Below are 7,960 nucleotides of genomic sequence, written 5' to 3' on the forward strand. Positions count from 1 at the left end.
CAGTTGTGGGGCTTATCTTTATGGTGCGCATGGAAGGAGTCGAACCTCCGACCGCCTGGTTCGTAGCCAGGTACTCTATCCAGCTGAGCTACATGCGCACTGTTTTCTATCAATTTCTAGCAACAAGAAATGGCGGAGAAGGAGGGATTCGAACCCTCGATGGGAGATAAAGCCCATACTCCCTTAGCAGGGGAGCGCCTTCGGCCACTCGGCCACCTCTCCGTTTTCTTGGCGCACATATTACTGTTTGACGAAAATAAGTCAAACCCTTTTTCTAAAACCCATATCGTTTGGACTGTTTTTAATCACATTGCTGGTATATCAAGCCAATGCATTGATTTACGCTAGTCTTTGGCTTTTAAAAATAAAAAAAGCCAGTTAAAAAACTGACTCTTCTGTTGTCATTACTGATGCCATAATACGTCGAAATTAAGGCGATATTAGAAATTACCACCTTCTGATGGCGAACCTGATTTTTCAGATTGGATACGTTGGTAGATTTCTTCACGATGCACAGAAACCTCTTTCGGCGCATTCACACCAATCCGCACTTGATTGCCTTTCACCCCCAACACTGTCACAGTGACTTCATCACCGATCATCAGTGTTTCACCAACACGACGAGTCAAAATTAGCATTCGATAGCTCCTTCATTTCCTAATTCAGCTTACACACGGCACTCATCCGGTAGATGTGCTTATTATAAGGTCAGCTTAGTACAAATTAATAGTACGCAATACTGAAAGCGTTATTTAATTACACCTTATTTAATTCAAAAGCGTGATGTAACGCTCTAACCGCCTTGTGTAAGTCCCTTTCGTCGATGACGGTTGACAACTTACTGCCCGAGGTCGAGAGTAACTTAGCATGGATTGTTTCATTCCCCAAGACCTCTAACATCTTAGTGAGTAACCCATTTTTTGTTTGCAACCCTTTTCCCACTAAAGAGACTTTGGCACGTTGTCGTTCGACAATTAACGGGCCCAATTTAAGGCTCTCGCTTAGCGCCTCTAGCTCTTGCAGCAAGATATCAACTTTAGCGTCAGCCAACATTAAGCTCACGCAATCTGCTGGTGCAGCCTCATTAAGCTTTAACGGCGTGCTAACTTCCACGTCAATCTGCAGCCTTGCTAAGCATGCAAGCAGAGCTTGATAACGCTCACTTGCCGTAAACAAGCCTTCAATCGTCAAAGTCGCGAGGGCTTTATTGATGGCTATCCCTTGGACAAAAGAGGTCATGGTCCGTTCAGATTCATCGCTAAATTGGATCAAGGTGCCCTGACCGGCCTCAAAACTCGACAGCACACGCAGGGGCACCTTAAAGCGCTGGGCATATTCAACGCAATCGGGATGCAATACCTTGGCGCCAAGCTTTGCCATTTCCAGCATCACATCAAACCCAATGACCTCCAGCCGCCGAGCATTACTCTCGATATTAGGATCGGTCGTAAATACTCCGGGGACATCGGTAAATATCTGACATTCGTCAGCCTGTAACGCAGCCGCCAGAGCCACGGCAGTAGTGTCTGAGCCGCCCCGTCCAAGAGTCGTCACATCGCCATTTGGCGCGATACCTTGAAATCCAGCGACGATAGGCACTATACCTTCGGCCAGCAACGCCGCTAAATATTGAGTATCGACACGCTCGATACTCGCTCGGCCAAACTGACTATTGGTATGAATTTGCACCTGTCTCCCCGTAAGAGACTTCGCGCGAACGCCACGGCGCTGCAGCGCCATGGCCATTAATGCAATCGTGACCTGCTCACCGGTTGAGACCAACATATCAAGCTCACGGGCACTCGCGCGGGGATCGATTTGCGCCGCCAGCGCGAACAGTCGATTCGTTTCCCCTGCCATGGCCGATAGCACTATTACCTGTTGCTCACCGGTTTGAGCGGATTTTGCAATCTGCTCAGCGACGACTTCGATACGCTCGATTGAACCTACCGAAGTGCCGCCAAACTTTTTCACAAAAAGCTTGTTACGACTAAGCTTTCGTTTATCGAGCACAGCAACCTCTTAAGCTAAACGCTCAGTAATCCAAGGTAAGACTTGAGCTAAAGCCGCATCCAGATTCTCTGGTTGACTACCACCCGCTTGCGCCATATCAGGGCGACCGCCGCCTTTGCCACCAACTTGCGCGGCGATCATCGCAACCAGTTCACCGGCTTTGACTTTGGCAACTAAGTCATTGCTCACACCCGCGATAAGGTTCACTTTACCTTCTTGTGCAACACCGAGCACGATGACGGCGGATTTGAGCTTTTGTTTAAGCTCATCTTGCAAGCCACGCAGCGCACCTGCTTCAACGCCTTCAAGCTGCTTGATCAGCACGTTGACGCCATTAACCACAACCGCATCACCCGCTAAATCAGCACTCGCTGCAGCCGCCAACTTATCTTTAAGTTGCTGCATGTCTTTTTCAAGTTGCTTCATTTTATCTAATTGAGCTTTCAGTTTGGTAACCACTGAATGAGCATCACCTTTCAGAAGCGCGGCGGCTTCCTCAAGCTCAGATTGTTGCTGGGCGACATAAGCCATAGCCGCCGCCCCAGTGACCGCTTCGATACGACGCACGCCAGCGGCAATACCGCCTTCGGAGGTGATCTTAAACAGTCCAATGTCACCAGTGCGGCCGACATGCGTACCACCACAAAGCTCGATAGAAAAATCGCCCATGGTCACAACACGAACCTGTGCATCATACTTTTCACCAAAGAGCGCCATCGCGCCTTTTTCTTTAGCCTCATCAATCGCCATTTCAGCCACTTTCAGTTCATGATTACGGCGAATTTGCGTATTGACTAACTCTTCAACCTGCTTAAGTTCGCAAGGTTTTACGGCTTCAAAATGGGAGAAATCGAAACGTAGACGCTCTGGGTCAACCAATGAGCCTTTTTGGCTAACATGGGTGCCCAACACTTGGCGCAGTGCGGCATGCAATAAGTGAGTCACAGAGTGGTTTAACTGAGTGCGGTGACGCAGCTTTTTATCCACTTTGGCCTCAAGCACTTGACCCACGCTTAAGCTGCCAGAGGTTAATGTGCCTTTATGGCCTGACGCTTGACCGAATTTTTGCGTATCGTTAACTGTAAATTCAATGCCTTGGGCCACTAATACGCCCTTATCGCCTACCTGACCACCGGATTCGGCATAAAATGGCGTCACATCGAGTACGACAACGGCTTCATCACCGATGTTGATCGTAGGTACTGACTCGCCATTCACAAAAAGGGCGGTCACGTTAGCCTTGCCAGTGAGATCTGAGTAACCACAGAATGCCGTTTCAGCATCAATCTTCAGTGCTGCATTATAATCAGCACCGAAGTTACCCGCGGCTTGTGCACGGCTACGTTGCTCCGCCATCGCGGCCTCAAAGCCCGCTTCATCGACAATGATATTACGCTCACGACACACGTCAGCGGTTAGATCCACCGGGAAACCGTAGGTGTCGTACAGTTTAAAGACTGTTTCACCGTCTAAGGTGTCACCTTGTAATTCGTTTAATGCACTATCCAGAATGCCTAGGCCACGCTCTAATGTACGGGCAAACTGCTCTTCCTCTGCTTTAAGCGCTTTTTCAACAATAACTTGAGTTTCAGCTAGACCTTTAGCTGCATCGCCCATCACGTCAATCAGCGTCGGCACTAACTTGTAGAAGAAGGCCTCTGTCGCCCCTAATTTATTACCATGACGCACAGCGCGGCGAATAATACGGCGCAGTACATAGCCACGACCTTCGTTTGATGGCATCACACCATCGGCAACTAAGAATGCGCAAGAACGAATATGATCGGCAATCACGCGTAGCGACTTGTTAGACAAGTCAGTCACACCAATGATTTCGGCGGCTTTGGCGATCAAAGCGCGGAAAATATCGATTTCATAGTTAGAATGAACGCCTTGCATAATTGCCGCAATACGCTCAATGCCCATGCCAGTATCGACGGAAGGTTTTGGCAATGGCAACATTTCACCCGAAGCTTGGCGGTTGTATTGCATAAACACAATATTCCAAATTTCGATAAAACGATCGCCATCTTCTTCAGGGCTGCCAGGACGGCCACCCCAAATATGATCGCCGTGGTCGTAAAAAATTTCGGTACAAGGGCCACAGGGGCCAGTATCACCCATTTGCCAGAAGTTATCAGAAGCATAAGGAGCGCCTTTGTTATCACCGATACGAATGATATTTTCGGCCGCGACGCCTATTTTTTTATTCCAAATTTCAAAAGCTTCATCGTCTGTTTGATACACAGTGACACAAAGACGTTCCTTGGGCAGCTTTAGGGTTTCAGTTAAAAATAACCACCCAAAACGGATTGCCTCTTCTTTGAAATAATCACCAAAACTGAAGTTACCTAACATTTCAAAGAAGGTATGGTGACGCGCGGTATAGCCCACATTGTCTAAATCGTTGTGTTTCCCCCCCGCGCGGACGCAGCGCTGCGCCGTGGTCGCTCGTGTATAACTACGCTTATCCATGCCCAGAAACACGTCCTTGAACTGGTTCATTCCGGCATTGGTAAACAATAGCGTGGGATCATTGCTGGGTACGAGAGAACTACTGTCCACAACTTGATGACCATGGCTGCGGAAAAATTCGAGGAAAGCACTTCTAAGCTCTGCTGTAGTTTGATACATGAAATCGTCCTGAATTGGGTAAGCATCACCAGCTACACCATAGGTAGCCGTATTTCTATTTGCCCAGCATTATAAGCAGACTAAGGAAGGACGACCAGCCTTGATTGCTGATATACACGCCAGTCATTTAATATTTTAAGCAAGATCGCCTATCGCAGATCTGATAAAGCAAATGGCCGCATTTTATATGGCATGGTACGGAAGAATTCCGTGTAAGGAGAATAAACGTGGGTAAGGAGCTTGGCAATAACATACTCACGGGGAGAATGAGGCCCCAGATAAGACTCGCGAAGGCCGCAAAAAAGGAACATTCGCGGACAATATTAAACACTCGATTGAACACTATCGTCCTGCTAAGTCACTGACCAAAAGTATTGGCGAATCGCGCTCAGCGACCTAGAGTAAAATTAAGTATTTCCGCATTATGTGCCGCGGTATGACTTCAGTCATTAATATCATCGTCACTTAAGTCAACATCAAGTGAGTGAATCAACATCAGTCAGTCGACATCAAACGAGTCGTCATTAAACGAACTACCATCAAGCGCGTAAATCACTTGCTCATAGCTAAAACCCTGACCCATTAAAAAGCGAACGCGCTTCGCCTTTTCTTTAGCAAGAAGCGCATGGGACGCGCCACTCATATCAACACGAGTAGCCCCGAACTTTTTCAGAGCCTTAGCCTTGGCTAATTCAAACCAATCGCACCCACTGTTGGCAAGGGCAACTTCAATACACTCTTTAGCAAGGCCTTTTTGCGCAATCGCTTGGCGTATACGTATAGGACCGTGGCCGCGACTAATGTGGCTGCGCACCAGTAACTGGGCGTAACGGCTATCGCTGATAAATCCCGACGCTTCGCATTCATTGAGTACCGCATCAATTTCAGCCTGTTCAAACCCCTTTTCGAGCAGTTTCTGACACACTTGTTGGCGGGAGTAATCGCGGCGCGCTAATAGCGCGACCGCGAATTGACGGGCTGACTGGCTCAGAAAATTTCGCCTGTTTCTAAGTCAATATTGCCTTCACTGCTATCATCCTCAGAAGATGATGCGAGGGCACTTGGATTGCTTAACAGTAACTCACGTAATAATTTATCAATTTCAGCGGCAATGGCAGGATTCTCAGTCAAATATTTACCCGCATTGGCGCGGCCTTGGCCGATTTTATCGCCTTTATAGCTATACCATGCGCCAGCCTTTTCAATGAGCTTATGGGCAACCCCAAGGTCAACCAACTCACCAGTACGGTTAATCCCTTGACCGTAAAGAATTTGGAATTCGGCCTGTTTAAATGGGGCCGCCACTTTATTCTTGACCACTTTCACGCGGGTTTCGTTACCGACAACCTCATCACCATCTTTAATCGCTCCAGTGCGACGAATATCTAAGCGCACAGAGGCATAAAACTTCAGCGCATTACCACCGGTGGTAGTCTCTGGATTACCAAACATCACCCCAATCTTCATCCGGATTTGGTTGATAAAGATCAGCAAAGTGTTTGATTGCTTTAAATTACCGGCAAGCTTACGCATCGCCTGGCTCATCATACGCGCCGCTAAGCCCATATGAGAATCACCAATCTCGCCTTCGATCTCAGCTTTAGGCGTTAATGCCGCAACCGAGTCAACAACAATAACGTCAACAGCGCCAGAACGGGTTAACGCATCACAAATCTCTAGCGCTTGCTCACCGGTATCGGGTTGAGAACAGAGTAAATTATCAATATCTACGCCTAATTTTTTAGCATAGATAGGGTCTAAAGCATGCTCGGCATCGATAAAGGCACAGGTTTTACCTTCACGCTGCGCGGCTGCAATCACTTCTAAGGTTAAGGTCGTTTTACCACTGCTCTCTGGGCCATAGATCTCAACAATCCGCCCCATTGGTAAACCTCCGGCGCCTAAAGCCACATCTAGCGATAGCGAACCGGTAGAGATGGTTTCTACATCCATAGAGCGATCTTCGCCCAGCTTCATGATGGAGCCTTTACCAAACTGCTTTTCAATTTGGCTCAATACCGCAGCAAGTGCTTTCTCTTTGTTTGGATCAACCTTCATTCCTGTTCCCTCATCTAGACAGCTTGTAGACTGTCAAAAGTGATATTCAATTTACTCAGCGGCAATGCAAACTGCCAATTGCTTTCTGCCTTAATCTGCTGACTAGTATACTGTACAATCATACAGTATCAAGAGCTGTGACCGAATTATTTTTACCTCGGTGCATCGTCCATATTGACCATTGCTCGCGCGAAGAAAGCACAAATATCGCTACCATGTGGGGAATATCTGCATTCGCTGGCACAATTTCCCGTAATTTATTGCTAAGATTGGCGCAGCTTATTTTGGGTAGTCTTGGCCGTCAATCGCGACTGTATCGCAGCGGCAAACTCCTTGCTCTCGCCCTTGGGGCTGTCACAACGGACGATAACGATTTAATGAATGTAATTGATACCGATGATTTAGAAAAACATACTCCAATGATGCGTCAATATTTGACCATGAAGGCAGAACATCACGATATGTTACTGTTTTATCGTATGGGCGACTTCTATGAACTCTTTTATGACGATGCCAAGCGCGCCTCTGAGTTATTAGGCATTTCGCTGACTGCCCGCGGCAAAAGTGGTGGCGATCCCATTCCGATGGCAGGCATTCCTTACCATGCGGTGGAAGGCTATCTGGCGAAACTGGTACAAATTGGTCAATCAGTTGCGATTTGTGAGCAAATTGGCGATCCCGCGACGTCCAAAGGCCCCGTTGAGCGCAAAGTGGTCCGTATCGTCACGCCCGGCACCTTAACCGATGAGGCGCTGTTGCAAGAGCGCCAAGATAATCTGCTGGCGGCGGTGTATCAGGGGAAAATAGGCTTTGGTTATGCCACGCTTGATGTCTCATCTGGCCGCTTTGTGATTGCCGAATTAGAGACTAAAGAAGCCCTCGAAGCCGAATTACAGCGCACTCATCCGGTCGAAATTCTTTACAGCGAAGATTTTACTGAGCTCGGCTTATTGACCCACTTTAAAGGAAAGCGCCGCCGCCCCGAATGGGAATTTGATTACGATACCAGTATCAAACTGTTGCTGGCACAATTGGGCACGAAAGATCTCCACGGCTTTGGCATTAGCGATGCGCGCCTATCCTTGCAAGCCGCGGGCTGCCTCATGCAATACGTTAAAGATACCCAACGTACTGCCCTGCCCCATATCAATGCCATTACTCGCTTTAATCAAACCGATACCATAGTGCTTGATGCGGCGACTCGGCGCAATTTGGAGCTCACCCAAAATCTCGCCGGTGGCCGTGACAATACTTT

General features: G+C 48.0%; 5 protein-coding genes, 2 tRNA genes and 1 pseudogene. 1 reads left to right on the top strand and 7 read right to left on the bottom strand.

The genetic code is table 11. The features are described 5' to 3' along the window. Nucleotides 1-21: 21 nt before the first annotated feature. The 7 genes from ACRCZA_RS06135 to recA form a co-directional block, all read right to left on the bottom strand. Nucleotides 22-98: transfer RNA gene (locus ACRCZA_RS06135), tRNA-Arg, on the bottom strand. A 32-nt stretch (nt 99-130) separates the two neighbouring features. Next, nucleotides 131-222 (bottom strand) — tRNA-Ser (locus ACRCZA_RS06140). Nucleotides 223-440: 218 nt separating this feature from the next. After that, nucleotides 441-638 (bottom strand): carbon storage regulator CsrA, encoded by a 198-nt coding sequence (gene csrA, locus ACRCZA_RS06145; protein WP_007649794.1) that lies wholly within the window; start codon nt 636-638, stop codon nt 441-443. Between the two features lie 118 nt (nt 639-756). Further along, nucleotides 757-2,013 (bottom strand): aspartate kinase, encoded by a 1,257-nt coding sequence (locus ACRCZA_RS06150; protein WP_438673581.1) that lies wholly within the window; start codon nt 2,011-2,013, stop codon nt 757-759. Nucleotides 2,014-2,022: 9 nt separating this feature from the next. Continuing rightward, nucleotides 2,023-4,647: an alanine--tRNA ligase gene (gene alaS, locus ACRCZA_RS06155; protein ID WP_438673582.1), complete on the bottom strand. Its 2,625-nt coding sequence runs from the start codon at nt 4,645-4,647 to the stop codon at nt 2,023-2,025. A 499-nt stretch (nt 4,648-5,146) separates the two neighbouring features. Beyond that, nucleotides 5,147-5,638: a regulatory protein RecX gene (locus tag ACRCZA_RS06160; RefSeq protein WP_438673584.1), complete on the bottom strand. Its 492-nt coding sequence runs from the start codon at nt 5,636-5,638 to the stop codon at nt 5,147-5,149. Continuing rightward, nucleotides 5,635-6,705: a recombinase RecA gene (recA, locus tag ACRCZA_RS06165; RefSeq protein WP_438673583.1), complete on the bottom strand. Its 1,071-nt coding sequence runs from the start codon at nt 6,703-6,705 to the stop codon at nt 5,635-5,637. The genes ACRCZA_RS06160 and recA overlap by 4 nt, the downstream gene beginning before the upstream one ends. A 377-nt stretch (nt 6,706-7,082) precedes the next feature. Here recA and ACRCZA_RS06170 point away from each other — a divergent pair. Continuing rightward, nucleotides 7,083-7,960 (top strand): annotated as a pseudogene (locus ACRCZA_RS06170) (DNA mismatch repair protein MutS); the annotation flags it as partial.

The sequence above is a fragment of the Shewanella sp. genome (assembly GCF_051658185.1).
Classification (GTDB): Bacteria; Pseudomonadota; Gammaproteobacteria; order Enterobacterales; family Shewanellaceae; genus Shewanella.